This is a genomic window from Streptomyces sp. NPDC087422, from assembly GCF_044744145.1.
Taxonomy (GTDB): Bacteria; Actinomycetota; Actinomycetes; order Streptomycetales; family Streptomycetaceae; genus Actinacidiphila.
The window spans coordinates 101,907-125,735 of the sequence record NZ_JBIUXT010000010.1 but is presented as its reverse complement, the minus strand read 5'-3'; the positions used below and the strand labels follow the sequence as shown (position 1 = coordinate 125,735).

The 23,829-nt window shown below is 70.6% G+C and carries 19 protein-coding genes and 1 pseudogene; 4 read left to right on the top strand and 16 right to left on the bottom strand.

Annotated elements, in window-relative coordinates; translation table 11 throughout:
* Positions 1-177: 177 nt before the first annotated feature.
* The 3 genes and pseudogenes from egtB (at position 178) to egtD (ending at position 3,410) form a co-directional block, all read left to right on the top strand.
* A complete protein-coding gene (gene egtB / locus ACIO6U_RS27915; RefSeq protein ID WP_401723269.1) occupies positions 178-1,536 on the top strand; it encodes an ergothioneine biosynthesis protein EgtB in 1,359 nt (452 codons plus the stop codon).
* Positions 1,536-2,309 (top strand): annotated as a pseudogene (gene egtC / locus ACIO6U_RS27910) (ergothioneine biosynthesis protein EgtC); the annotation flags it as partial. The gene egtB and the pseudogene egtC, both read left to right, overlap by 1 nt.
* 108 nt (positions 2,310-2,417) lie before the next feature.
* Positions 2,418-3,410 (top strand): L-histidine N(alpha)-methyltransferase, encoded by a 993-nt coding sequence (gene egtD / locus ACIO6U_RS27905; RefSeq protein ID WP_391050443.1) that lies wholly within the window; start codon positions 2,418-2,420, stop codon positions 3,408-3,410.
* Positions 3,411-3,528: 118 nt separating this feature from the next.
* Here the strand turns inward: egtD and nuoN are convergent, their stop codons facing one another.
* Genes nuoN through ACIO6U_RS27835 form a run of 14 tightly spaced genes read right to left on the bottom strand, consistent with a single transcriptional unit; the run spans position 3,529 to position 19,836 of the window.
* Positions 3,529-5,199 (bottom strand): NADH-quinone oxidoreductase subunit NuoN, encoded by a 1,671-nt coding sequence (nuoN, locus tag ACIO6U_RS27900; RefSeq protein WP_355340423.1) that lies wholly within the window; start codon positions 5,197-5,199, stop codon positions 3,529-3,531.
* Entirely contained in the window at positions 5,196-6,815 is a 1,620-nt protein-coding gene (locus ACIO6U_RS27895) for an NADH-quinone oxidoreductase subunit M (RefSeq protein WP_355340426.1), read from the bottom strand. Before ACIO6U_RS27895 ends, nuoN begins: the two co-directional genes overlap by 4 nt.
* A gap of 6 nt (positions 6,816-6,821) precedes the next feature.
* On the bottom strand, positions 6,822-8,726 hold the full coding sequence (nuoL, locus tag ACIO6U_RS27890) for an NADH-quinone oxidoreductase subunit L (protein WP_355340429.1): 1,905 nt from the start codon (positions 8,724-8,726) through the stop codon (positions 6,822-6,824).
* Between the two features lie 13 nt (positions 8,727-8,739).
* Positions 8,740-9,039 carry an NADH-quinone oxidoreductase subunit NuoK gene (gene nuoK, locus ACIO6U_RS27885; protein WP_355340432.1) on the bottom strand — a complete coding sequence of 100 codons (300 nt, stop codon included), beginning with the start codon at positions 9,037-9,039 and terminating at the stop codon, positions 8,740-8,742.
* Positions 9,036-9,986, bottom strand: a complete 951-nt coding sequence (locus ACIO6U_RS27880; RefSeq protein WP_391050388.1) for an NADH-quinone oxidoreductase subunit J — start codon at positions 9,984-9,986, stop codon at positions 9,036-9,038. Before ACIO6U_RS27880 ends, nuoK begins: the two co-directional genes overlap by 4 nt.
* Positions 9,983-10,684 (bottom strand): NADH-quinone oxidoreductase subunit NuoI, encoded by a 702-nt coding sequence (nuoI, locus tag ACIO6U_RS27875; RefSeq protein ID WP_355340438.1) that lies wholly within the window; start codon positions 10,682-10,684, stop codon positions 9,983-9,985. Before nuoI ends, ACIO6U_RS27880 begins: the two co-directional genes overlap by 4 nt.
* Positions 10,677-12,101 carry an NADH-quinone oxidoreductase subunit NuoH gene (nuoH, locus tag ACIO6U_RS27870; protein WP_355340441.1) on the bottom strand — a complete coding sequence of 475 codons (1,425 nt, stop codon included), beginning with the start codon at positions 12,099-12,101 and terminating at the stop codon, positions 10,677-10,679. Before nuoH ends, nuoI begins: the two co-directional genes overlap by 8 nt.
* Positions 12,098-14,596, bottom strand: a complete 2,499-nt coding sequence (locus ACIO6U_RS27865) for an NADH-quinone oxidoreductase subunit G (protein ID WP_401309068.1) — start codon at positions 14,594-14,596, stop codon at positions 12,098-12,100. Before ACIO6U_RS27865 ends, nuoH begins: the two co-directional genes overlap by 4 nt.
* On the bottom strand, positions 14,593-15,927 hold the full coding sequence (gene nuoF / locus ACIO6U_RS27860) for an NADH-quinone oxidoreductase subunit NuoF (protein ID WP_355340447.1): 1,335 nt from the start codon (positions 15,925-15,927) through the stop codon (positions 14,593-14,595). Before nuoF ends, ACIO6U_RS27865 begins: the two co-directional genes overlap by 4 nt.
* Positions 15,927-16,814, bottom strand: a complete 888-nt coding sequence (gene nuoE / locus ACIO6U_RS27855) for an NADH-quinone oxidoreductase subunit NuoE (RefSeq protein ID WP_355340450.1) — start codon at positions 16,812-16,814, stop codon at positions 15,927-15,929. The genes nuoF and nuoE overlap by 1 nt, the downstream gene beginning before the upstream one ends.
* A complete protein-coding gene (locus tag ACIO6U_RS27850; protein WP_355340453.1) occupies positions 16,811-18,145 on the bottom strand; it encodes an NADH-quinone oxidoreductase subunit D in 1,335 nt (444 codons plus the stop codon). The genes nuoE and ACIO6U_RS27850 overlap by 4 nt, the downstream gene beginning before the upstream one ends.
* Positions 18,145-18,870, bottom strand: a complete 726-nt coding sequence (locus ACIO6U_RS27845) for an NADH-quinone oxidoreductase subunit C (RefSeq protein WP_401309063.1) — start codon at positions 18,868-18,870, stop codon at positions 18,145-18,147. Before ACIO6U_RS27845 ends, ACIO6U_RS27850 begins: the two co-directional genes overlap by 1 nt.
* Positions 18,867-19,421 (bottom strand): NADH-quinone oxidoreductase subunit B family protein, encoded by a 555-nt coding sequence (locus ACIO6U_RS27840; RefSeq protein ID WP_355340459.1) that lies wholly within the window; start codon positions 19,419-19,421, stop codon positions 18,867-18,869. The genes ACIO6U_RS27845 and ACIO6U_RS27840 overlap by 4 nt, the downstream gene beginning before the upstream one ends.
* Before the next feature lie 55 nt (positions 19,422-19,476).
* Positions 19,477-19,836: an NADH-quinone oxidoreductase subunit A gene (locus ACIO6U_RS27835; protein WP_355340462.1), complete on the bottom strand. Its 360-nt coding sequence runs from the start codon at positions 19,834-19,836 to the stop codon at positions 19,477-19,479.
* 607 nt (positions 19,837-20,443) lie between these two features.
* Between ACIO6U_RS27835 and ACIO6U_RS27830 the strand changes: the two genes are divergently transcribed.
* Positions 20,444-21,448: an NlpC/P60 family protein gene (locus tag ACIO6U_RS27830; protein WP_391050387.1), complete on the top strand. Its 1,005-nt coding sequence runs from the start codon at positions 20,444-20,446 to the stop codon at positions 21,446-21,448.
* A 189-nt stretch (positions 21,449-21,637) separates the two neighbouring features.
* Here the strand turns inward: ACIO6U_RS27830 and ACIO6U_RS27825 are convergent, their stop codons facing one another.
* Both ACIO6U_RS27825 and ACIO6U_RS27820 read right to left on the bottom strand, forming a co-directional pair.
* A complete protein-coding gene (locus tag ACIO6U_RS27825; protein ID WP_401723259.1) occupies positions 21,638-22,924 on the bottom strand; it encodes a geranylgeranyl reductase family protein in 1,287 nt (428 codons plus the stop codon).
* 179 nt (positions 22,925-23,103) lie between these two features.
* Positions 23,104-23,814, bottom strand: coding sequence for a demethylmenaquinone methyltransferase (locus ACIO6U_RS27820; RefSeq protein ID WP_355340471.1), 711 nt, complete (start codon positions 23,812-23,814; stop codon positions 23,104-23,106).
* Between the last annotated feature and the right edge of the window lie 15 nt (positions 23,815-23,829).

The following is a 23,829-nucleotide window of genomic DNA, read 5'->3' as shown; positions in this document are numbered from 1 at the left end:
GGCGCTTCGGGCGCTTCGCGTGCTTCGGGCGGTGCTGACGGGTCCGGCGGGTCCGGGGCTTCCGGCGGGTCCGGGGCTTCCAACGGGTCCGGGGCTTCCGGTGGCTCAGGCGGCTCCGGCGGCTTTGATGTCAAGGCGCGGGCGCTCGCCGCGCTGGAGACCGCCCGGCGCAGGACCATGGCCCTCACCGACTGCGTGGACGACGCGGATCTGGCCGCGCAGCACTCGCCGCTGATGTCCCCGCTGGTCTGGGACCTGGCGCACATCGGCAACCAGGAAGAGCTGTGGCTGGTCCGTGAGGCCGGCGGCAGGCCGGGCCTGCGGCCGGACCTCGACCAGCTCTACGACGCCTTCCAGCACCCGCGCGCCGACCGTCCCGCGCTGCCGCTGCTCGGCCCCGACGAGGCCAGGGCGTACGTGGCGGAGGTACGCGCCGAGACCGTCGGCGTACTGGACGCCGTCGACACCTCGCCCAACGACTCGCCGTCCCTGAAGCGGGAGCGGGCGGAACGGCTGCTCGCGGACGGCTTCGTCTTCGGGATGCTCGCCCAGCACGAGCAGCAGCACGACGAGACGATGCTCGCCACCCATCAGCTCCGCAGCGGCCCGGCCGTCCTGGAGGCCCCCGAGCCTCCGCAGGCGCCCGCGGACGCGGCCGTGCTGCCCGCCGAAGTCTTGGTCCCCGGCGGCCCGTTCACGATGGGCACCAGCACCGAGCCGTGGGCGCTGGACAACGAGCGCCCCCAGCACACCGTGGACGTCGCCGCCTTCTGGCTGGACACCGTGCCGGTCACCAACGGCGACTACCTCGCCTTCATCGCGGCGGGCGGCTACCAGGACGCCCGCTGGTGGACCGAGGAGGGCTGGCGGCACGTCCAGGACGCGGGCCTCGAAGCGCCGCTCTTCTGGTCGTACGACGACGGCGCCTCCGTCTGGACCCGGCGCGTCTTCGGCCGGACCGAGCCCGTACGGGTCAACGAGCCGGTCGTGCACGTGTGTTGGTACGAGGCCGACGCGTACGCCCGCTGGGCCGGGCGGCGGCTGCCGACCGAGGAGGAGTGGGAGAAGGCGGCGCGGCACGACCCGGCGACCGGGCGCTCGCTGCGCTACCCGTGGGGTGACGCCGATCCCGGTCCCGAGCACGCCAATCTCGGCCAGACGCACCTGCGGCCCGCGCCCGCGGGCAGTTACCCGGCCGGTGCGGCGCCCTGCGGCGCGCGTCAACTCCTGGGCGACGTATGGGAGTGGACGTCCTCGGACTTCGCGCCGTACCCGGGCTTCGAGGCGTTCCCGTACAAGGAGTATTCCGACGTCTTCTTCGGTCCCGACTACAAGGTGCTGCGCGGCGGGTCGTTCGGCGCGGACCAGGTGGCGGCGCGCGGGACGTTCCGCAACTGGGACTATCCGATCCGGCGGCAGATCTTCTCCGGGTTCAGGACGGCGCGGGACGCGTCGGGGCCGGGGGCCGGGGCAGGGTCCGGGTCGGCGTCCACGTCTCCGTCCGCGTCCCCGTCCCCGGAAGCCGGGCGCGGCTGATGTGCCGTCATCTCGCGTACGTCGGGCCGCCGTTGACGCTGGCCCGGCTGCTCACCGAGCCGTCGCGCGGACTGTACGAGCAGTCGTGGCAGCCGCGGCTCCAACGGCACGGCACGGTGAACGCGGATGGTTTCGGCGTGGGTTGGTACCCGCTGGAGCCCTCGCCCGAGGAGGGTGACGAGGGCTTTCCGCTCCCCGCCCGTTACCGGCGGGCCGTACCCGTGTGGTCGGACGCCAACTTCACCGAGCTGGCCCGGACGATCCGGGCCGGCGCCGTCCTGGCGGCGGTACGGTCCGCGACCGCGGGCACCACCCAAGACGAGTCGGCCGCCGCGCCCTTCCGTGACGGCCGCTGGCTGTTCAGCCACAACGGCGCCGTCGCCGACTGGGAGCGGCTGCCGACCGATCTGACCTCCGCCGAACTGCTGGGCCTCGCGTCCCACAGCGACTCGGCGCTGTTGTGGGCGCTGCTCACCCGGCGGCTGCGGCAGGGCCAGCCGCCGGGCGGGGCGCTCGCCTCCGTCGTACGTGAGGTCGCCGCCGCCCGGCCGACCGCGCGGCTCAATCTGCTGCTCACGGACGGCCGGACGATCGCGGCCACGGCGTACGGGGACACGCTGTGGTTCCGTACCGGCCGCGATGTGCCGGGGTCCGCGGAGGCCGTGGCCTCCGGGAGGTCCGTGCTCGTCGCCTCGGAGCCGGACGACGCTCCGGGCGACTGGCACGAAGTCCCGGACCGGTCGCTGCTGCTGGCGACCACCGAGGGCGTACGGATCATCCCGCTGCGCCCGCCGACCCCTGTCCGTACCGACCGCGAGGACGCCCGAGGCAAGGACCGCACACGCGAGGACCCGCACCCGCCCCTTATGGAGGAGAGCAGCATGGACGAGAGCCGCACGGGTGGCAGCCGCTTCACCCTCGACGACCGGCTGCCCGCCGACTACTTCACGACCTCACTGCGCGCCGACGTGCTCGGCGGGCTCACCACCGCGCCGCGCACCCTGCCGCCCAAGTGGTTCTACGACAAGCGCGGCAGCGATCTCTTCGAGCAGATCACGCGGCTGCCGGAGTACTACCCGACCCGCGCCGAGCAGGAGATCCTGACCCGCAGGGCCCCCGAGATCGCGCAGCTCACCCGGGCCGCGACCCTGATCGAGCTGGGCTCGGGCTCCTCCCGCAAGACGCGGCTGCTGCTCGACGCGCTGACCTCGGGCGGCACGCTGTCGCGCTACGCGCCGCTGGACGTCAGCGCGTCCGCCCTCGAAGAGGCCGGTGAGGCGATCGTCCGCGACTACCCGGGGCTGCGCGTCGCCGCGACCGTCGCCGACTTCGAGAGCGGTCTCGCGCTGTCCGACGAGCCGGGCCCGCGCCTGCTGGCCTTCCTCGGCAGCACCATCGGCAACTTCGACGCGGCCCAGCGCCGCGCCTTCTACCGGACGCTGTCCCTCTCCCTCACCAGCGACGACGTCCTGCTCCTCGGCGCCGACCTGGTCAAGGACCCGGACGTCCTGGTCCGCGCCTACGACGACTCGCAGGGCATCACCGCCGAGTTCAACAAGAACGTCCTGCACGTGCTCAACCGCGAGCTCGGCGCCGACTTCGACCCCGACGCCTTCGACCACGTCGCCCTGTGGAACACCGACCACGAGCGGATCGAGATGCACCTGCGCTCCCGTACCGCCCAGACCGTCAAGATCCCCGACCTCGACCTCACCACCGGCTTCACCCCCGGCGAGCACCTGCGCACCGAGATCTCCTGCAAATTCCGCCGCGACTCCCTCACGGCCGAACTCCACGAAGGCGGCTTCACCGTCCGCCACTGGTGGACCGACCCCCAGTCCCGCTTCGCCCTCCTCCTCGCCGTCCCCAACTGACCCCGCCCCGTCCCCCGGGGCAACGGCCGGTGGCCGGGTGCCCGCACGCCCCCCACGCGCCGCGCCCCCGGGGCCCCTTGAGGGGGCACCCGGGGGCGCGGCGGCGGCGAGGAGACGGTCAGCGGACGAACACGCCCGCCTTGTCGGCGAGATCCAGGAAGTACTGGGGGGCCAGACCCAGCACGATCGTGACGGCCACCCCTATGGCGATGGCGGTGGACGTCAGCGGGCTCGGCACCGCGACGGACGGACCGTCCGCCTTCGGCTCGCTGAAGAACATCAGCACGATCACGCGGATGTAGAAGAAGGCCGCGATGGCCGACGAGATGACACCGACGATGACCAGCGGCATCGCACCGCCCTGCGCCGCGGCCTTGAACACCGCGAACTTCCCCGCGAAACCGGACGTCAGCGGGATGCCCGCGAAGGCCAGCAGGAACACGGCGAAGACGGCCGCGACCAGCGGCGAGCGCCGCCCGAGACCGGCCCACCGCGACAGGTGCGTGGCCTCGCCGCCCGCGTCGCGCACCAGCGTGACGACGGCGAAGGCGCCGAGGGTCACGAAGGAGTACGCGGCGAGGTAGAACAGGACGGAGGAGACGCCCTCCTTGTCGGTGGCGATCACGCCCGCCAGGATGAACCCGGCGTGGGCGACCGAGGAGTAGGCCAGCAGCCGCTTCACATCGGTCTGGGTGACGGCGATGATCGCGCCCGCCAGCATCGTGAGGATGGCGACGCCCCACATGACGGGCCGCCAGTCCCAGCGCAGTCCGGGCAGGACGACGTACAGCAGCCGCAGCAGCGCGCCGAAGGCGGCGACCTTGGTGGCGGCGGCCATGAAGCCGGTGACCGGGGTCGGCGCGCCCTGGTAGACGTCCGGGGTCCACATGTGGAACGGGACGGCGCCGACCTTGAAGAGCAGGCCGACCGCGACCATCGCGAAGCCGATCAGGAGCAGCGCGTCATTGCCGGTGCTGTTGGCGAGCGCCGGGGTCATCGGGGCGGTGCCGTCGATGACCGAGGCGATGCCGCCGTAGGTGACCGTGCCCGAGTAGCCGTAGAGCAGGGCGATCCCGAAGAGCAGGAAGGCCGAGGAGAAGGCGCCGAGCAGGAAGTACTTGACGGCGGCTTCCTGCGACAGCAGGCGGTTGCGGCGGGCCAGCGCGCACAGGATGTACAGCGGCAGCGAGAAGACCTCGAGGGCGACGAAGAGCGTCAGCAGGTCGTTCGCCGCCGGGAAGACCAGCATGCCGCCGACCGCGAAGAGCAGCAGCGGGAAGACCTCGGTGGTGGTGAAACCGGCCTTGACCGCGGCCTTCTCCTGCTCGCCGCCGGGGACGGCGGAACCCTGGGCCGCGAAGGAGTCGACGTTGTTGCCGTGCGCCTTCGGGTCCAGGCGCCGTTCGGCGAAGGTGAAGACGGCCACGATCGCCACCAGCAGGATCGTGCCCTGGAGGAAGAGCGCGGGACCGTCCACGGCGACCGCGCCCATCGCGGCGACATGCGCCTTCGTGGTGCCGTACCCCTTCTCGGCGAGCGCGACCACGGCGGCGAAGGCCGCCGCGAGACCGACCACGGCGAGGACGAGCTGCGCGGTGTAACGGGAGCGGCGCGGCAGGAACGCCTCAAGGAGGATGCCCACCATCGCCACGCCGAAGACGATCAGCACCGGCGAGAGCTGGGCGTACTCGATGTCCGGCTTCGGGATCTTGTCGGCGACCGGAGCGGCCGTCGTCCACAAGCTGTGGACGGCGCCCACACCTACGGCTCCCTTGTCTGCTGCGCTCACTTCTTCGCCTCCAGCGCGGGCTTGGGATCGGTCTTGTGCACGTCGGAGAGCGTGTGCTTGACCGACGGGTTGAGGATGTCGGTCACCGGCTTCGGGTACACGCCCAGGAAGAGCAGCAGCGCGATCAGCGGTGCCACGACGACCAGTTCACGTACCTTCAGGTCGGACATGCCCTCGATCCCGGCCTTGACCGGGCCGGTCATCGTGCGCTGGTAGAGCACCAGCACGTACAGCGCGGCGAGCACGATGCCCAGCGTGGCGATGATGCCGAGCACCGGGTAGCGGCTGAACGTGCCGACCAGTACGAGGAATTCGCTGACGAAGGGCGCCAGGCCCGGCAGCGACAAGGTGGCGAGGCCGCCGATCAGGAAGGTGCCCGCCAGTACCGGCGCCACCTTCTGCACACCGCCGAAGTCGGCGATGAGCCGCGAGCCGCGCCGGGTGATCAGGAAGCCCGCGACCAGCATCAGCGCGGCCGTCGAGATGCCGTGGTTGACCATGTACAGCGCGGCGCCGCTCTGCCCCTGGGTGGTCATCGCGAAGATGCCCAGGATGATGAAGCCGAAGTGCGAGATCGAGGCGTACGCGATCAGCCGCTTGATGTCCCGCTGGCCGACGGCGAGCAGCGCGCCGTAGATGATGCCGATCACGGCCAGGACCAGGATCACCGGGGTCGCCCACTTGGACGCCTCGGGGAAGAGCTGGAGGCAGTAGCGCAGCATCGCGAAGGTGCCGACCTTGTCGACGACCGCGGTGATCAGCACGGCGACCGGCGCGGTGGACTCGCCCATCGCGTTCGGCAGCCAGGTGTGCAGCGGCCACAGCGGCGCCTTCACCGCGAAGGCGAAGAAGAAGCCGAGGAACAGCCAGCGCTCGGTGGACGTCTCGATGTGCAGCTTCCCGGAACCGCGCGCGGCCAGGATCTCCTGGAGCGAGAAGGTGCCGGTGCCGAGCTGCTTGGCGGTGACCGCGTACAGGCCGATCACCGCGGCGAGCATGATCAGGCCGCCCGCCAGGTTGTACAGCAGGAACTTGACCGCCGCGTACGACCGCTGCCGTGCCGCCTCTTCCTCACCGGCCGCGTGCGCCCGGTCGCCGAAGCCGCCGATGAGGAAGTACATCGGGATGAGCATGGCTTCGAAGAAGATGTAGAAGAGGAAGACGTCGGTGGCCTCGAAGGAGAGCACCACCATGGCCTCGACCAGCAGGATCAGCGCGAAGAAGCCCTGCGTGGGACGCCACTTGAGGTGGGGGTTGCCCGCGGCGGAGCCGCTGGGAGCCGCGGTCTCCAGAGGCTCGGCGTCATGCCAGCCGGCCAGCATCACGAAGGGGATCAGCAGCGCGGTCAGGGCGATCAGGGCGACGGCGATGCCGTCCACGCCCAGGTCGTAGCGGAGCCCGAAGTTCTTGATCCAGGCGTGCGACTCGGTGAGCTGATAGCGGTCGCCGCCCGGATCGAAGCGGACCAGCGCGGCGATGGCCAGACCGAGCGTGCCCAGCGAGAAGACCAGCGCCGTGTACTTGGCGGCGGTCCTCTTCGCCGCGGGCACGGCCGCGGTGACGACAGCGCCTACCGCGGGCAGCGCGGCGGTGACCGTGAGGAGGGGAAAGGACATGAGCTATCAGACCGCCCTCATGAGAAGAGTCGCGGCGACCAGCACCGCGGAGCCGCCGAGCATCGAGACGGCGTACGACCGTACGTAGCCGTTCTGGAGCTTGCGGAGGCGGCCGGAGAGGCCGCCGACCGAGGCGGCCGTGCCGTTGACGACGCCGTCGACCAGGGAGTGGTCGAGGTAGACCAGCGAGCGGGTGAGGTGCTCGCCGCCGCGGACGAGGACGACGTGGTTGAAGTCGTCCTGGAGCAGGTCGCGGCGGGCCGCCCGGGTCAGCAGCGAGCCGCGCGGCGCGACGGCGGGGACGGACCTGCGGCCGTACAGCATCCAGGCGATGCCGACGCCGATGACCAGCGCCACCATCGTGCCGCCGGTGACGGTGCCCGCGCTGATCGGCGAGTCGCCCTCGGCGTGCCCGGTGACCGGCTCCAGCCACTTCACGAAGGAGGAGTTGATGCTGAACAGCCCACCGGCCAGGACCGAGCCGAAGGCCAGGATGATCATCGGGATGGTCATCGACTTGGGCGACTCGTGCGGGTGCGGCTCGTGGCCCTCGGCGTCCGGCACCCAGCGCTTCTCGCCGAAGAAGGTCATCAGCATCACGCGCGTCATGTAGAAGGCCGTGATCGCGGCGCCCAGCAGGGCGCAGCAGCCGAGAATCCAGCCCTCGGCGCCGCCCTTGGCGAAGGCCGCCTCGATGATCTTGTCCTTGGAGAAGAAGCCGGACAGGCCGGGGAAGCCGATGATCGCCAGGTAGCCGAGACCGAAGGTGACGAAGGTGACCGGCATGTACGTGCGCAGGCCCCCGTAACGCCGCATGTCGACCTCGTCGTTCATGCCGTGCATGACCGAACCGGCGCCCAGGAACAGCCCGGCCTTGAAGAAGCCGTGCGTGACCAGGTGCATGATCGCGAAGACGTAACCGATCGGGCCGAGCCCGGCCGCCATGATCATGTAGCCGATCTGCGACATCGTCGATCCGGCGAGCGCCTTCTTGATGTCGTCCTTCGCGCAACCGACGATCGCACCGAACAGCAGCGTGACCGCGCCGACGGTGACGACGGCGGTCTGCGCGTCGGGTGCCGCGTTGAAGATCGCGCCGGAGCGGGTGATCAGGTAGACGCCCGCGGTCACCATGGTCGCGGCGTGGATCAGGGCCGAGACCGGGGTCGGGCCCTCCATCGCGTCGCCGAGCCAGGACTGGAGCGGCACCTGGGCCGACTTGCCGCACGCGGCCAGCAGCAGCATGAAGCCGATGCCGGTGATCGTGGCGTGCTGCGTGGTCGAGGCGTCCGCGGCCCGCGGCAGGATGTCCGCGAAGGCGAACGAGCCGAAGGTGGTGAACATCAGCATGATGGCCACCGACAGGCCGATGTCGCCGACCCGGTTGACCAGGAACGCCTTCTTCGCCGCGGTCGCCGCGCTCGGCTTGTGCTGCCAGAAACCGATCAGCAGGTACGAGGCGAGGCCGACGCCCTCCCAACCGGCGTACAGCAGGAAGTAGTTGTCGGCCAGCACCAGCAGCAGCATCGCCGCGAGGAACAGGTTGAGGTAGCCGAAGAAGCGGCGGCGGCGCTCGTCGTGCTCCATGTAGCCGATCGAGTAGATGTGGATCAGCGTGCCCACACCGGTGATCAGCAGCACGAACGTCATCGACAACTGGTCGAGCTGGAAGCCGACATCGGCGCGGAAACCGCCGACCGGCACCCAGGTGAACAGGTGCGAGTGCAGGCCACGCGCGTCGGCGTCCTTGCCCAGCATGTTGGCGAACAGCACCACGCCGAGCGCGAACGACGCCAGGGCGAGCAGCGTGCCGAGCAGGTGGCCGAAGCGGTCGAGCCGCCGGCCTCCGGTCAGCAGGATGCCCGCGCCCAGCAGCGGCGCCGCGACGAGCAGTCCGATCAGGTTCTCCACTGTCGCAGCCCCTCTACAGCTTCATGAGATTGGCGTCGTCGACCGAAGCCGAGTGGCGGGAGCGGAAGATCGACACGATGATCGCCAGGCCGACCACGACTTCCGCGGCGGCGACCACCATCGTGAAGAACGCGATCACCTGGCCGTCGAGGTTGCCGTGCAGCCGCGAGAAGGTGACGAACGCCAGGTTGCAGGCGTTCAGCATCAGCTCGATGCACATGAAGACCACGATCGCGTTGCGCCGGATCAGTACGCCCGCCGCGCCGATGGTGAACAGCAGCGCCGACAGGTACAGGTAGTTGGCCGGATTCACTTGGCACCCTCCTCGGCCCGGTCGGAAGCCCGGTCGGCCTCTCGTGCGGCTTCCCGGTCGGCCTCGCGTACGGTCTCGCGCTCGGCCCGTTCGGCCTTGCGCTCCACCGCCGTACGCTCCGGCTCGCGCTCCAGGTACTCCTCGGTGCGCTGGTCCAGCTCGGCGAGCCGGTGCAGGGCGTCGGCGGACACGTCACGGATCTGGCCGCGGGCCCGCAGCGTGGCGCTGACCGACAGCTCCGAGATGGAACCGTCGGGCAGCAGCGCGGGGATGTCCACCGCGTTGTGCCGGGCGTAGGTGCCGGGCGCGGGCAGCGGGGTGACCTGTACGCCGCCGCGCACGCGCGCCTCGGACAGCTCGCGCTGGGTGCGCCGCTCCTCGGTGCGCTCGCGGTGCGTGAGCACCATCGCGCCGATGGCCGCGGTGATCAGCAGCGCGCCGGTGATCTCGAAGGACCACACGTACTTGGTGAAGATCAGCCGGGCCAGACCGGGCACGTTGCCCGCGGAGTTGGCCTGGCCGACACCGGCGAAGGTGTCGAGCGAGGCGTTGCCGATCCCGGCGATCAGCAGGATGCCGAAGCCGAGACCGCAGGCCGCGGCCATCCAGCGCTGGCCCTTGAGCGTCTCCTTCAGCGAGTCGGCGGCGGTGATGCCGACCAGCATGACGACGAAGAGGAAGAGCATCATGATCGCGCCGGTGTAGACGACGATCTGCACGACGCCCAGGAAGTACGCGCCCTGCGCCAGGTAGAAGATCGCGAGCACGATCATCGTCCCGGCCAGCGACAGCGCGCTGTGCACGGACTTCTTCATCAGGACGGTGCCGAGCGCGCCGAGCACGGCGACCGTGCCCAGAATCCAGAACTGGACGGCCTCGCCGGTGGAGGTCTGCGACGCGGCGGCGGCGAGCTGGGAGGTGGCGAGCTGGGAGGTCGCGGCGATCATGCCTCGTCCCCCGTTCCCGCGGGCGTGCCGCCGCCGGGGGCGGGCGCGACCGCGGCGCCCTCGGCGTCGGTCCTGGTGAAGCCCGTCTCGGGCGCGTCGGGCGCGTCCGCCGCGGTGGCGCCGTCGGTCCGCACCGTCTCGTCCGGCTTCTCGCCCTTGGAGACCGCGACCTGCCGTACGGTGCCGGGCGCGGCCTCGGTGACCGCGCCGCGGTAGTAGTCGCCCTCGTCCATGCCGGGGAAGATCGAGTGCGGCGAGTCGACCATGCCCTCCTCGAGCCCGGACAGGAGCTGTTCCTTGGTGAAGATCAGCGACTCGCGGGTCCGGTCGGCCAGTTCGTACTCGTTGGTCATCGTCAGCGCGCGCGTCGGGCACGCCTCGATGCACAGGCCGCACAGGATGCAGCGGGCGTAGTTGATCTGGTAGACGCGGCCGTAGCGCTCACCGGGTGAGTAGCGCTCCTCCTCGGTGTTGTCCGCGCCTTCCACGTAGATGGCGTCCGCCGGGCAGGCCCACGCGCACAGCTCGCAGCCGACGCACTTCTCCAGGCCGTCCGGGTGCCGGTTGAGCTGGTGGCGGCCGTGGAAACGCGGGGCGGTGGGCTTCTTGTACTCGGGGTACTGCTCGGTCAGCCGCTTCTTGAACATGGCCTTGAAGGTCACGCCGAAGCCTGCGACCGGGCCGAGGAACTCAGGCATCGCCGTCCTCCTTCTTCTCCTGCTCGGGGGCATCCTGGACGTCCGGTTCCGCCGCGCCGGACACGCCGGACGCGCTGGCGGCACCCACGAGTTGGGGCTGTGCCGCCCGGCTGGGGCGCCGCGGCACCCGCTCCGCCTCCTGACCCGGCAGCGGCGGTACGGGATAGCCGCCCGCCATCGGGTCGAAGCGGTCCGGTGGCGCGAGCGCGCCGCCGCCGCGGACGGCGGCCTTCTTCTCCTCGCGGTCCCTGAAGACGTCCGCGATGAGCGAGATCAGCAGCAGCGCGATCACCACACCGCCGATGTACAGGACGATCTTCGTGAAGTCGTAGTCCTCGTTGCGCATCGCGCGGACCGCGGCGACCAGCATCAGCCAGACCATGGAGACCGGGATGAGGACCTTCCAGCCCAGCTTCATGAACTGGTCGTAGCGGACCCGGGGCAGGGTGCCGCGCAGCCAGATGAAGAAGAACAGCAGCAACTGGACCTTGACGATGAACCAGAGCATCGGCCACCAGCCGTGGTTCGCGCCGATCCAGACCGTGCTGATCGGCCAGGGGGCGCGCCAGCCGCCGAGGAAGAGCGTCGTCGCGACCGCGGAGACCGTCACCATGTTCACGTACTCGGCGAGCATGAACAGCGCGAACTTGATCGAGCTGTACTCGGTGTTGAAGCCGCCGACCAGGTCGCCCTCGGACTCCGGCATGTCGAACGGCGCGCGGTTGGTCTCGCCGACCATCGCGATGATGTAGATGATCAGCGAGACGGGCAGCAGGATCGCGTACCAGCGGTCGTGCTGCGCCTCGACGATCGTCGACGTCGACATGGAGCCGGAGTAGAGGAAGACCGCCGCGAAGGACAGGCCCATCGCGATCTCGTACGAGATCATCTGCGCGGACGCGCGCAGGCCGCCGAGCAGCGGGTACGTCGAGCCGGACGACCAGCCCGCCAACACGATGCCGTAGATGCCGACCGACGCGGTGGCCAGGATGAACAGCAGGCCGATCGGGAGGTCGGTGAGCTGGAGCGCGGTGCGCTGGCCGAAGATCGACACCTCGTTGTCGGCCGGGCCGAAGGGGATCACCGCGAACGCCATGAAGGCCGGGATGGCCGCCACGACGGGCGCGAGGATGAACACCACCTTGTCGGCCCGCTTGACGACGATGTCCTCCTTCAGCATCAGCTTGATGCCGTCGGCGAGGGACTGGAGCATGCCCCAGGGGCCGTGCCGGTTCGGGCCGATGCGCAACTGCATCCACGCGACGACCTTGCGCTCCCACACGATGGCGACGAGCACGGTCAGCATCGCGAAGGCGAAGCAGAAGACCGCCTTGAGGATGATCAGCCACCAGATGTCGTTGCCGAACCAGGAGAGATTCTCCGTGGTGGCGGCGAGCTGGGTCAGTGGCGCGCTCATCGGGTGCCCTCCTCTTGCGTGACCGCGGCGGCGCCGCCGACGGAGACGACCTGGCCCGTACGGGCACCGGTGTCGGAGGCGACGCCGTTCCCCGCGGAGTTCAGCGGCAGCCACACCACCCGGTCGGGCATCGCGGTGACGACCAGCGGCAGCGTGACCGCGCCCGCGGGCCCGGTCACCGTCAGCGGGTCGCCGTCGGTGACACCGGCCTCGGCGGCGGTGGCGGCCGACAGCCGGGCGACGGCCGCGTGCCGGGTGCCGGCCAGCGCGTCGTCCCCGTCCTGGAGGCGGCCCTGGTCGAGCAGCAGCCGGTGTCCGGCCAGCAGCGCCTGGCCCGCCTCGGGGCGGGGCAGCGATCCGGCGGACTCCAGCGGCGAGCTGCCCCAGGGGCCGTCCCACCCGGCGAGCCGGTCGAGTTCGGAGCGCGCGCCCCGCACGTCGGCCAGGCCGAGCCGGACGTCGAGCGCGTCGGCCAGCATCGTCAGGACGCGGGCGTCCGGGAGCTGGTGCCGGTTGGTGGCCTGGTCGGGCTTGATGGCCGCGTCGAACATCCGGGCCCTGCCCTCCCAGTTGAGGAAGGTGCCGGTCTTCTCGGCGACCGCGGCGACCGGGAGGACGACGTCGGCGCGGTCGGTGACCTCGCTGGGCCGCTGCTCCAGGCTGACCAGGAAGCCGACCGCGTCCAGCGCCTCGCGGGCGCGGGCCGGGTCCGGCAGGTCCGCGACCTCGACGCCGCCGACGACCAGGGCCGCCAGCTCGCCCGCGGCGGCGGCCTCGACGATCTGGCCGGTGTCGCGGCCGAAGCGGTGCGGCAGCTCCGGCAGACCCCACACCGAGGCGACCTCGGCGCGGGCCCGCGGGTCGGTGACCGGACGGCCGCCGGGCAGCAGTCCGGGCAGCGCGCCCGCCTCGACGGCGCCGCGCTCACCGGCCCTGCGCGGAATCCACGCCAGCGCGGCGCCGGTGGCCGTGGCCAGCCGGACCACGGCGGTCAGCCCGCCGGGCACGGCGGCCAGCCGCTCGCCGACCAGGATGACGGCGCCCGCGGCGCGCAGCGCCTCGGCCGCGGCCTGCCCGGTCTCGTCCAGGCCGACACCGCCCGCGAGCGCGTCCAGCCACTCGGGTTCCGTGCCGGGGGCGGCGGGCAGCAGGACGCCGCCCGCCTTCTCCAGGCCGCGGGTGGCGTGCGTGGCCAGGGCGTACGTCTGCTGCTTGCGCTTGCGGTGCGCCTTGCGGAGCCGCAGGAAGACCCCGGGGGCCTCCTCCTCGGCCTCGAGTCCCGCCAGCAGTACGGCCGGTGCCTTCTCCAGCGCCGTGTACGTGATGCCGGTGCCGGACAGGTCGAGGCCGCGCCCGGCGACCGTGGCGGCCAGGAAGTCGGCCTCCTCGGCGGAGTGCGCGCGGGCCCTGAAGTCCACGTCGTTGGTGCCGAGCACGACGCGGGCGAACTTGGCGTACGCGTACGCGTCCTCGACGGTGACGCGTCCGCCGGGCAGCACCGCGGCGCGGCCGTGCGCCGCGCTGAGCCCGGCCGCGGCGGCGGCCAGCGCCTCGGGCCAGGACGCGGGGACGAGTTCGCCCTCGGCGTTGCGGACCAGGGGGTGGCTCAGCCGGTCGGGGCGCTGCGCGTAGCGGAAGCCGAAGCGGCCCTTGTCGCAGATCCACTCCTCGTTGACCTGCGGGTCGTCGGCCGCCAGCCGCCGCATGACCTTGCCGCGGCGGTGGTCGGTACGGGTCGCGCAGCCGCCCGCGCAGTGCTCGCACACCGACGGCGACGACACGAGGTCGAACGGCCGGGAGCGGAAGCGGTACGCGGCCGAGGTGAGCGCGCCGACCGGGCAGATCTGGATGGTGTTGCCGGAGAAGTACGACTCGAAGGGGTCGCCGACCCCGGTGCCGATCTGCTGGAGCGCGCCGCGTTCCAGCATCTCGATCATCGGGTCGCCCGCCACCTGGTTGCTGAACCGGGTGCAGCGCGCGCACAGCACGCACCGCTCGCGGTCCAGCAGCACCTGGGTGGAGATCGGCACCGGCTTCTCGTACGTCCGCTTCTTGCCCTCGAAGCGCGAGTCGGTGTCGCCGACCTGCATCGCCTGGTTCTGCAAGGGGCATTCGCCGCCCTTGTCGCAGACCGGGCAGTCCAGCGGGTGGTTGATCAGCAGCAGCTCCATCACGCCGCGCTGCGCCTTCTCGGCGACCGGCGACGAGAGCTGCGTCTTGACGACCATCCCGTCGGTACAGGTGATCGTGCAGGACGCGACCGGCTTGCGCTGGCCCTCGACCTCGACGATGCACTGGCGGCAGGCCCCGGCCGGGTCGAGCAGCGGGTGGTCGCAGAACCGGGGGATCTCGATGCCGAGCAGTTCCGCGGCCCGGATGACCAGCGTCCCCTTGGGGACGGACACCGCGATGCCGTCGATCTGCACGGAGATGAGATCTTCCGGCGGCACCGCCGCCTGACCCCCTCCGGAGGGTGCGTTGGTAGTGACGGTCACGCGTGGGCCTCCGTACGGGACTTGTCGGCCCAGGCGGTGGAGCGGGCCGGGTCGAAGGGGCAGCCCTTGCGCTCGATGTGCTCCTCGTACTCCGCGCGGAAGTGCTTCAGAGAGGAGAAGATCGGGGCGGCGGCGCCGTCGCCGAGCGCGCAGAAGGACTTGCCGTTGATGTTGTCGGCGATGTCGTTGAGCTTGTCCAGGTCCTCGGGCCGGCCCTTGCCCGCCTCGATGTCACGCAGCAACTGGACGAGCCAGTACGTGCCTTCGCGGCACGGCGTGCACTTTCCGCAGGACTCGTGGGCGTAGAACTCGGTCCAGCGGGTGACGGCCCGCACCACGCAGGTCGTCTCGTCGAAGCACTGGAGCGCCTTGGTGCCGAGCATCGATCCGGCGGCGCCGACGCCCTCGTAGTCCAGCGCGACGTCCAGGTGCTCGTCGGTGAACATCGGGGTCGAGGAGCCGCCGGGCGTCCAGAACTTGAGCCGGTGTCCCGGCCGCATGCCGCCGCCGAGGTCGAGGAGCTGCCGCAGCGTGATGCCGAGCGGCGCCTCGTACTGCCCGGGTTTGGCGACGTGCCCGGAGAGCGAGTACAGCGTGAAGCCGGGGGACTTCTCGCTGCCCATCGCCTTGAACCAGTCCTTGCCGCGCTGCATGATCGCGGGAACCGAGGCGATCGACTCCACGTTGTTCACCACGGTGGGACAGGCGTACAGGCCCTCCACGGCGGGGAAGGGCGGGCGGAGCCTGGGCTGGCCGCGACGGCCCTCCAGGGAGTCCAGCAGCGCCGTCTCCTCACCGCAGATGTACGCGCCCGCGCCGGCGTGGACGGTCAACTCCAGGTCGAATCCGCTGCCTTGGATGTCACGGCCGAGGTAACCGGCCGCGTACGCCTCGCGCACCGCCTCGTGCAGCCTGCGCAGCACGGGGACCGTCTCGCCGCGCAGGTAGATGAAGGCGTGGCTGGAGCGGATCGCGTAACACGCGATGATCATGCCCTCGATGAGGGAGTGCGGGTTCGCGAAGAGCAGCGGGATGTCCTTGCAGGTGCCCGGCTCCGACTCGTCCGCGTTGACCACGAGGTAGTGCGGCTTGCCGTCGCCCTGCGGGATGAACTGCCACTTCATGCCGGTCGGGAAGCCCGCGCCGCCACGGCCGCGCAGTCCCGAGTCCTTCACGTACGCGATCACGTCGTCCGGCGCCATGGCGAGCGCCTTGTCCAGGCCCTGGTAGCCGTCGTGCCTGCGGTAGGTGGCCAGGGTCCAGGACTCCGGCTCGTCCCAGAAGGCCGACAGCACGGGGGCGAGCAGCTTCTCCGCCGAGTCCACGGTCATCACTCGCCCTCCTCCTGCCTGGCGTTGTCGGCCACCGGGTCCGCGGCGTTGGCCGGGTCGGACTCGGCGGTCTTGTTGGGCGCGTCGTGCGAGCTGGCGTGCTGGGCGGGCGACGGGGTGTCCCGCGGCCCGGCCGGTGTGTCACGCGGCGAGTCGGCGCGCTGGGTGACGACCCGCGAGGGGGTCTCGCCCTTGTGCAGCCGCAGACCGGTGAGGGACGCGGGGCCCGCGCCGCCGCTGGCCTCGACCGCGCCGGGGCGCTCGTCGGGGAAACCGGCCAGGATGCGGGCGGTCTCCTTGTACGTGCACAGGGGCGCGCCGCGGGTCGGCCGGACCTCGCGTCCGGCGATCAGGTCGTCCACGAGCTGCTTGGCCGACTCCGGCGTCTGGTTGTCGAAGAACTCCCAGTTGATCATCACGACGGGCGCGAAGTCGCAGGCCGCGTTGCACTCGATGTGCTCCAGCGTGACCTTGCCGTCCTCGGTCGTCTCGTCGTTGCCGACGCCGAGGTGCTGCTTCAGCTCGTCGAAGATCGCGTCGCCGCCCATGACCGCGCACAGCGTGTTGGTGCACACGCCGACCTGGTAGTCGCCGGACGGCTTGCGCCGGTACATCGTGTAGAAGGTCGCCACCGCGGTGACCTCGGCGGTGGTCAGGTCGAGTACCTCGGCGCAGAACCGGATGCCGGTCCTGGTGACGTACCCCTCCTCGGACTGCACGAGGTGCAGCAGCGGCAGCAGGGCGCTGCGCGATCCGGGGTAGCGGGCGATCACTTCCTTGGCGTCGGCCTCCAGCCGGGCGCGCACATCGGCCGGGAAGTCCGGGGCGGGCATCTGCGGGATGCCCAGGGACACTCCCCCGGTGGCACCCATGGCCACGTCTGTCATCGGTCGACGCCTCCCATCACGGGGTCGATGGACGCCACCGCGACGATGACGTCGGCGACCTGGCCGCCCTCGCACATCGCCGCCATGGACTGGAGATTGGTGAAGGACGGGTCGCGGAAGTGCACCCGGAACGGGCGGGTGCCGCCGTCGCTGACCGCGTGCACCCCCAGCTCGCCCTTGGCCGACTCGATCGCCGCGTAGGACTGTCCTGCCGGGACCCGGAAGCCCTCGGTCACCAGCTTGAAGTGGTGGATCAGGGCCTCCATCGAGGTGCCCATGATCTTCTTGATGTGGTCGAGCGAGTTGCCGAGGCCGTCGGGGCCGAGCGCGAGCTGCGCGGGCCAGGCGATCTTCTTGTCCTCGACCATCACCGGGCCCGGCGCGAGCCGGTCGAGCACCTGCTCGACGATCCGCAGGCTCTGGTGCATCTCCTCCAGGCGGACCCGGAAGCGGCCGTAGGAGTCGCAGGTGTCGGCGGTCGGCACCTCGAAGTCGTAGTTCTCGTAACCGCAGTACGGGTCGGACTTGCGCAGGTCGTGCGGGAGTCCGGCGGCGCGCAGGATCGGTCCTGTGGCGCCGAGCGCCATGCACCCGGCGAGGTCCAGGTAACCGACGTCCACCATGCGGCCCTTGAAGATCGGGTTGCCGGTGGCGAGCTTGTCGTACTCGGGCAGATTCTTGCGGAACGTCTTCACGAACTCGCGGACGAGGTCGATCGCGCCGGGCGGCAGGTCCTGCGCGAGGCCGCCGACGCGGACGTACGCGTGGTTCATCCGCAGGCCGGTGATCAGCTCGAAGATGTCGAGGATGTACTCGCGGTCGCGGAACCCGTAGATCATGATCGTGGTCGCGCCCAGCTCCATGCCGCCGGTGGCGATGCAGACCAGGTGGGACGCGATCCGGTTGAGCTCCATCATGAGCACGCGGATGTCGGTGGCGCGCTGCGGCACCTGCTCGGTGATGCCGAGCAGCTTCTCGACGGCGAGGCAGTACGCCGTCTCGTTGAACAGCGGCGTCAGGTAGTCCATGCGCGTCACGAAGGTGGACCCCTGGGTCCACGTCCGGAACTCCATGTTCTTCTCGATGCCGGTGTGCAGGTAGCCGATGCCCGACCTGGCCTCGGTGACCGTCTCGCCGTCGATCTCCAGCATCAGCCGGAGCACACCGTGGGTGGACGGGTGCTGCGGGCCCATGTTGACGATGATGCGCTCGTCGTCGGCCTTGCTGACGGTCTCGGCCAGCTCGTCCCAGTCACCGCCGGTGACGGTGAAGACCCGGCCTTCGGTGGTCTCCCGCTCGTCGGCCTGCTGCGGGGCGTGGTGAGTACTCATTAGCTGTACGACCTCCGCTGGTCGGGAGCCGGGATCTGGGCACCCTTGTACTCGACGGGGATGCCGCCGAGCGGGTAGTCCTTGCGCTGCGGGTGACCGGGCCAGTCGTCCGGCATCATGATCCGGGTGAGCGCCGGGTGGCCGTCGAAGACGATGCCGAAGAAGTCCCACGTCTCGCGCTCGTGCCAGTCGTTGGTCGGGTAGACCGAGACCAGCGACGGGATGTGCGGGTCGGCGTCGGGGGCGCTGACCTCCAGGCGGATCAGCCGCGCGTGGGTGATCGAGCGCAGGTGGTAGACGGCGTGCAGCTCGCGGCCCTCGTCGCCGAGGTAGTGCACGCCGCTGACGCCGAGGCACAGCTCGAAGCGGAGCGCCGGGTCGTCGCGGAGCGTCCTGGCGACGGTGACCAGGTGTTCGCGGGCGATGTGGAAGGTCAGCTCGCCGCGGTCCACGACGGTCTTCTCGATCGCCTCGGCCGGGGGCAGGCCCTGCTCCTCCAACGCGCCTTCCAGCTCGTCGGCGATCTCGTCGAAGACGCCGTCGGCTCCGCCGTAGGGCCTGTTGCTCGCGCCGGGCAGCCGGACGGTACGGACCAGGCCGCCGTAACCGCTGGTGTCGCCGCCGTTGTTGGCACCGAACATGCCCTTGCGGACGCCGATGACCTCACCGGCGTCGGCGCGCTGTCCCGGCAGGTTCTCCGGGGTCTCGGGAGTGTTGCTGGTCACCGCAGCAGGCCCTTCATCTCGATCGTCGGGAGCGCCTTGCGGGCCGCTTCCTCCGCCTCGCGGGCCGCCTCTTCGCGGTTCACGCCGAGCTTGGAGTGCTGGATCTTCTCGTGCAGCTTGAGGATCGCGTCCAGCAGCATCTCGGGGCGCGGCGGGCAGCCGGGCAGGTAGATGTCGACCGGCACGACGTGGTCGACGCCCTGCACGATCGCGTAGTTGTTGAACATCCCGCCGCTGGAGGCGCAGACACCCATCGAGATGACCCACTTGGGGTTCGGCATCTGGTCGTAGACCTGGCGCAGCACCGGGGCCATCTTCTGGCTCACCCGGCCGGCCACGATCATCAGGTCGGCCTGGCGCGGCGAGCCGCGGAAGACCTCCATGCCGAACCTGGCCATGTCGTAGCGCCCGGCGCCCGCGGTCATCATCTCGATGGCGCAGCAGGCCAGGCCGAAGGTGGCCGGGAAGACCGACGCCTTACGTACCCAGCCCGCGGCGGTCTCCACGGTCGTGAGCAGGAATCCGCTCGGCAGTTTCTCTTCGATACCCATGCGTTGGCTCCTGGTCCCCTTCTGTCCCCTGGTCCCCTGGTCCTCTCGGCGTTCCCTAGTCCCACTCCAGGCCGCCGCGCCGCCACACGTACGCGTAGGCGACGAAGACGGTGAGCACGAAGAGGAGCATCTCCACCAGGCCGAACATCCCCAGCCGGTCGAAGGTGACGGCCCAGGGATAGAGGAAGACGATCTCGATGTCGAAGACGATGAAGAGCATCGCCGTCAGGTAGTACTTGATCGGGAAGCGTCCCCCGCCGACCGGCTGCGGGGTGGGCTCGATGCCGCACTCATACGCTTCCAGTTTGGCCCTGTTGTACCGTTTTGGCCCGATGATCGAGGCCATGAAAACGGAGAAGATCGCGAAGCCGGCCGCAAGGCCTCCCAGCACGAGGATGGGCGCGTAGGCATTCACCGTCCCCCGCTCCTTCCTTTTCAGTCGCCAGTGACTGCGTGGGTGTCCCCCCGCCGAGGTGGGCGGAGGAGCCGGCCCCTGCCCGTGGTCCGCGTCACCGAAACGACGAAGATCGCTTCTATGTGAGGCAGTTCACAAGCCTGAGCCGCCTGCATCCTATGCCTGCCGGTCTGTGATCTGCGACACGGGGTACGCCAAGACCTTTGTGATCTCCACCACCTGACGAACGATCATGAAGTCGGATGAGCGGTGATCATGGTGCGGAACGGCCGCAAAGGATCACTTCACGTCACAAGCGGAAGCGTTGTCGCTGGTCAGAGCGGTGCGCGCATTATCAAGGCGCGCTCGGCAGAGGCAAATTGGCGCTGGACGCCTCCACGTGATAGCGCGCGGCGGTCGAGCGGCGACGGCCCCGGAGCCCGGCATTCACACGTGATTCACCCGCGTGAAAGCGCGCACGAGCGCATAGGTGACCGCTTATCCGAAACCGGGCGAAAGTGCTCGCGCGCCAAGATCACAAACGGGGCATTTGAGCCGTGAGCACGTCAACTGTGTCGCATCCCACCTTTGTTGAACGGAACCAAGCATTCCTGATAGCCAGGACCGCATGTCCCCGAACCAGATACGGACCTCCGCGTCCGACCGGACCTCCGCGTCCGGCTCGCATCCGACCGAATCGCATACCGGCCGCCGACGGCACGCCGCCCCCGGCCGCCCCAACTGGGTACGCAGGGCAGGACTCGTCGGCGGCGTCGTCAGCGCGATCGCTCTCGGCGGCTCCGCCGCCCCGGCCCTGGCCGACAACACCGACTCCACCCCCGCGCACGGCACTCCGGCCCTCACGCCGTCCGATCTCGCGAACGCCGCCGAGGCGGCCGCCCAGGCGTCCACGCTGACCACCGAGGTGACCGCGGCGCAGGCCGCGCAGGCGATCGACCAGGCCGCCATCGCGATGCAGCTCCAGGCCGCCAAGGACGCCTCCGTGGCCGAGGCCGCCAAGGAGGCCGCCGCCACGAAGAAGAGCGCCGACGCCAAGGCCGCCGCGAAGGCGAAGGCCGAGGCCGAGGCGAAGGCCGCCGAGGCCGCCAAGGAGCGCGCCGCCACCCAGGCCGCCTCCCGCTCGGCCGAGCGCACCGCGCTGGCCACACCGACCGCGTCGGCCAACTCGTCCGGTTCTTCTGATTCTTCTGGTTCGTCCGGTTCGTCCGACTCCGGTACGACCACCTCGACGGCCAGCCCGTCCGCCACCACGGCGACCGGCAGCGTCGCGAAGCTGATCAGCTTCCTGAAGTCGCAGATCGGCAAGCCGTACGTGTACGGCGCCGCCGGTCCCGACTCGTACGACTGCTCCGGCCTCACCCAGGTCGCCTACGCCACAGTCGGCGTCGACCTGCCGCGCACCTCCCAGGAGCAGTCCAACGTCGGCACCCCCGTCTCGGTCAGCAATGTGCAGGCCGGCGACATCATCTTCTGGGGCGGCCAGGGCAGCGCCTACCACGTCGGCGTCTACATCGGCGACGGCCAGTACCTGGACGCGGCCAACCCCTCGACCCCCGTGGCCATTCACCAGATGGCCGACTACATGCCGGACTGGGCGGTTCGGGTCCTCTGACCCGTTTCCCCCTTTTCGTACGCTTGGCACCATAAGACCGCCGTGACCCCCTCGCCGGGACGTCACGGCGGTCCGCTGCCCGTTGTGCGCTGACGCGCGGGCGGGGAAGGGTCGGGGGTATGACCGACGCAGACACCCGCACGCCGGACGGTCGGACGTACCGGCGGGCGGGTCAGGACGCGGAGAGCGTCACGCGCTCGGCGTGATCTTGGTCAGGCCGTTGATCACGCGGTCCATCGCGTCACCGCCGGTCGGGTCGGTGAGGTTGGCGAGCAGCTTGAGGCAGAAGCGCATCAGCATCGGGTGGGTGAGACCGCGCTGCGTGGCGATCTGGAGCACCTTCGGGTTGCCGATGAGCTTCACGAAGGCGCGGCCCAGCGTGTAGTAACCGCCGTAGGTGTCCTGGAGGATGCGCGGGTAGTTCTGGAGGGCCAGCTCGCGCTGGGCGGAGGTGGCGCGGGCGTGCGCCTGGGTGATGACGTCGGCGGCGATCTGGCCGGACTCCATCGCGTAGGCGATGCCCTCGCCGTTGAACGGGTTGACCAGGCCGCCCGCGTCGCCCACCAGGACCAGGCCCTTGGTGTAGTGCGGCTTGCGGTTGAAGGCCATCGGGAGCGCGGCGCCGCGGATCGGCTGCGTCATGTTGTCCGGGGTGTAGCCCCACTCCTCCGGCATCGAGGCGCACCACGCCTTGAGCACCTCGCGCCAGTCCAGCTCGCGGTACGCGGAGGAGGAGTTGAGGATGCCGAGACCGACGTTCGACGTGCCGTCACCGAGGCCGAACACCCAGCCGTAACCGGGCAGTTGCCGGTCCTGCGGACCGCGCCGGTCCCACAGTTCGAGCCACGACTCCAGGTAGTCGTCCTCGTGCCGCGGCGAGGTGAAGTACGTGCGGACCGCGACGCCCATCGGCCGGTCCTCGCGGCGGTGCAGGCCCATCGCCAGGGACAGCCGGGTGGAGTTGCCGTCGGCGGCGACCACCAGCGGCGCGTGGAAGGTCACCGGCCGCTTCTCCTCGCCGAGTTTGGCCTCGACGCCGGTGATCCGCCCGGTGCGCGCGTCGGTGATCGGGGCGCCGACGTTGCACCGCTCGTACAGCGTCGCGCCCGCCTTCACCGCCTGCTGGGCGAGGATGTCGTCGAAGTCGTCGCGCTTGCGGACCAGTCCGTAGTTCGGGTACGCGGCCAGCTCGGGCCAGTCCATCTGGAGGCGCACGCCGCCGCTGATGATGCGCAGGCCCTTGTTGCGCAGCCAGCCCGCCTCCTGCGAGATGTCGATTCCCATCGACACGAGCTGCTTGGTGGCGCGCGGTGTCAGGCCGTCGCCGCACACCTTCTCGCGCGGGAACGCGGTCTTCTCCAGCAGCAGGACGTTCAGTCCCGACTTGGCCAGGTAGTACGCGGTCGTCGAACCGGCGGGCCCGGCGCCGACGACGATCGCATCGGCGCTGCGCTCGGACAGGGCGGTGTCGGTCACGGTGGGCTCTCCCGTTTCGGCGAGTGTCGGTGTCGGCGACGGTCGTTATCGGCCGGGCGCTGCTCGGCCGAGAGCTGCCCGGCCGGTACCGAGTCTATGAGGCCCGGCGACGGGACACAGCGGGGCCCGCCTGAACCGCGGTTCGCGGCGGCGCGGCGCGTTGACGCGAGCGCGCGGTCCTACGCGGAGGGAGCCGTGGACGGAGCCGTCGCCCGGTGCAGGGCGACGATGCCCCCGGTGAGATTGCGCCAGGCCACCGCGTTCCAACCGGCCTCCTGGAGCCGGGTGGCGAGCCCCTTCTGGTCGGGCCAGGCGCGGATGGACTCGGCGAGGTAGACGTACGCGTCGGGATTGCTGCTGACGGCCGTCGCGACCGGCGGCAGCGCCCGCATCAGGTACTCGGTGTAGACGGTCCTGAACGGCCGGTACGTGGGGTGGCTGAACTCACAGATGACCAGCCGTCCCCCGGGCTTGGCCACCCGCCGCATCTCGCGCAGCGCGGCGGCGGTGTCGTGGACGTTGCGCAGCGCGAAGGAGATGGTGACCGCGTCGAAGACGCCGTCCGCGAACGGCAGCCGGGTCGCGTCCCCCGCCGTCAGCGCCAGCTCCGGGTGCCGCTTCTTGCCCTCGCGCAGCATCCCGATCGAGAAGTCGCACGGCACGACGTCGGCTCCCGCGGCGGCGAAGCGCAGCGAGGACGTGCCCGTCCCCGCCCCCAGGTCCAGCACCCGCTCGCCCGGCCCCACCTCCAGGGCCTGCGCGACGGCCTTCCGCCACAGCCGCGTCTGGCCGAGCGACAGCACGTCGTTCGTCACGTCGTACTTGGCCGCCACGTCATCGAACATGGCGGCGACTTCGTGCGGTTGCTTGTCCAGCGATGCTCGCGTCACGCCCCCACCCTATTC

Excerpts from the sequence above, each read along its gene's own strand:
- egtB (WP_401723269.1), top strand. The coding sequence starts at position 178 with ATGGCCCTCACCGACTGCGTGGACGACGCGGATCTGGCCGCGCAGCAC.
- nuoE (WP_355340450.1), bottom strand. The coding sequence starts at position 16,814 with ATGACAGACGTGGCCATGGGTGCCACCGGGGGAGTGTCCCTGGGCATC.
- ACIO6U_RS27895 (WP_355340426.1), bottom strand. The coding sequence starts at position 6,815 with ATGTCCTTTCCCCTCCTCACGGTCACCGCCGCGCTGCCCGCGGTAGGC.
- nuoH (WP_355340441.1), bottom strand. The coding sequence starts at position 12,101 with ATGAGCGCGCCACTGACCCAGCTCGCCGCCACCACGGAGAATCTCTCC.
- ACIO6U_RS27850 (WP_355340453.1), bottom strand. The coding sequence starts at position 18,145 with ATGAGTACTCACCACGCCCCGCAGCAGGCCGACGAGCGGGAGACCACC.
- egtD (WP_391050443.1), top strand. The coding sequence starts at position 2,418 with ATGGACGAGAGCCGCACGGGTGGCAGCCGCTTCACCCTCGACGACCGG.
- nuoI (WP_355340438.1), bottom strand. The coding sequence starts at position 10,684 with ATGCCTGAGTTCCTCGGCCCGGTCGCAGGCTTCGGCGTGACCTTCAAG.
- ACIO6U_RS27880 (WP_391050388.1), bottom strand. The coding sequence starts at position 9,986 with ATGATCGCCGCGACCTCCCAGCTCGCCACCTCCCAGCTCGCCGCCGCC.
- nuoF (WP_355340447.1), bottom strand. The coding sequence starts at position 15,927 with ATGACCGTGGACTCGGCGGAGAAGCTGCTCGCCCCCGTGCTGTCGGCC.
- ACIO6U_RS27840 (WP_355340459.1), bottom strand. The coding sequence starts at position 19,421 with ATGGGTATCGAAGAGAAACTGCCGAGCGGATTCCTGCTCACGACCGTG.
- ACIO6U_RS27830 (WP_391050387.1), top strand. The coding sequence starts at position 20,444 with ATGTCCCCGAACCAGATACGGACCTCCGCGTCCGACCGGACCTCCGCG.